We start from the raw sequence: 1,543 nt of genomic DNA, 5'->3' as shown, positions 1-1,543 counted from the left end.
GGCGGTTGCTGAAGACGAATGTTGCGAAAGTTGAGACGATCGCGGCCTTTTCGCCAATGTTGAGACCCGGCTCCATCCACTTGGGAAAGCACGGGAATTCCAACATTGCCAGTGATTCGCCATAATGGAAGGAGAAAGGCAGGCCGCGCATCGTCACGCCAGCGCCTCTTCCAGCGCGGTGGCCAGCGCCGCGATATCGTCGTCGGTCACGGTTTCGGTCACCGCGACGACCAGCCCGTTCGCCAAGGCTTCCTCACCCGGATAGAGCCGCCCCAACGACACGCCCGCCAGCACGCCGCGATCGGCCAACGCACGCACCACCGGCCGCGCCTCGCGCCCGATATCCAGCGTAAATTCGTTGAAGAAGGTGTCGTTGACCACGCGCACGCCCGGCACCTGCGCCAGCCGGTCGGCCGCGCGGCAGGCGTTGGCGTGGTTGATCGCCGCCAGTTGCCGCAGCCCCGCCTCGCCCAGCAAGGTCATGTGGATCGAGAAGGCCAGCGCACACAGGCCCGAATTGGTACAGATGTTGCTGGTCGCCTTCTCGCGCCGGATATGCTGTTCGCGCGTCGACAGCGTCAGTACGAACCCGCGCTTGCCATCGGCGTCGACGGTCTGGCCGCAGAAGCGCCCCGGCGTCTGGCGCAGATACTTTTCCTTGCACCCGAACAGCCCGACATACGGCCCGCCGAACTGGAGGCCGACGCCCAACGACTGCCCCTCGCCCACGACGATATCGGCGTCCATCTCGCCCGGCGAGCGGATCGCGCCCAGCGCCACCGGCTCGGTCACCACCGCGATCAGCAGCGCCTTCTTCGCATGGCAGGCATCGGCCAGCGGGGTCAGGTCCGCGATGCGGCCGAGGATATCGGGGTATTGCACGACCACGCACGACGTCTCGTCGTCGATCTTCGCGATCAGCGCGTCGATATCGGTGTCGGCACCCAGCACCGGCAGCGCGGTGTCGAGCGCGTCGCCGGTATATTTCGCCATCGTCTTCGCGACCGAGACGTAATGCGGGTGCAGCCCGCCCGACAGGATCGCCTTGCCCCGCCGGGTGATGCGCCGCGCCATGCCGATCGCTTCCCAGCAGGCGGTCGACCCGTCGTACATGCTGGCGTTGGCGACGTCGGTTCCCAGCAGCGATGCGACCTGCGTCTGGAATTCGAACAGCATCTGCAACGTGCCCTGCGCGATTTCCGGCTGATAGGGCGTGTAGGCGGTCAGGAACTCGCCGCGCTGGATCAGGTGATCGACGCTGGCGGGCACATGGTGGCGATAGGCGCCCGCCCCCAGGAAGAACGGCACGTCGCCCGCCACCATGTTCTTGCGCGCCAGCGCGGTCATGTGGCGTTCGACCGCCAGTTCGCTGGCATGGCCGGGCAGGTCGCGGATCGGCCCGTCGAGCCGCGCCGCTTCGGGCACGTCGGCGAACAGATCATCGATCGAGGACGCGCCGATGACCGACAGCATCTCGGTCCGGTCGGCGGGGGTCAGGGGCAGGTAGCGCATAGTGTCATTCTCCCCCCTCCCCGGCGGGGAG

The 1,543-nt window shown here is 67.0% G+C and carries 1 protein-coding gene; it reads right to left on the bottom strand.

What is annotated here, in order from left to right; genetic code table 11:
* Positions 1 to 153 precede the first annotated feature (153 nt).
* The gene (gene gcvPA, locus AX685_RS11075; RefSeq protein WP_066488630.1) at positions 154 to 1,512 is read right to left on the bottom strand and encodes an aminomethyl-transferring glycine dehydrogenase subunit GcvPA; all 1,359 of its coding nucleotides are present in this window, start codon (positions 1,510 to 1,512) and stop codon (positions 154 to 156) included.
* Positions 1,513 to 1,543: the final 31 nt, after the last annotated feature.

Source organism: Sphingomonas sp. CCH9-F2 (assembly GCF_001556735.1).
Classification (GTDB): domain Bacteria; phylum Pseudomonadota; class Alphaproteobacteria; order Sphingomonadales; family Sphingomonadaceae; genus Sphingomonas; species Sphingomonas ginsenosidimutans.
The sequence above is the reverse complement of the archived record's forward strand: the minus strand, read 5'-3'. Positions and strand labels throughout refer to the sequence as shown.

Excerpts from the sequence above, each read along its gene's own strand:
- gcvPA (WP_066488630.1), bottom strand. The coding sequence starts at position 1,512 with ATGCGCTACCTGCCCCTGACCCCCGCCGACCGGACCGAGATGCTGTCG.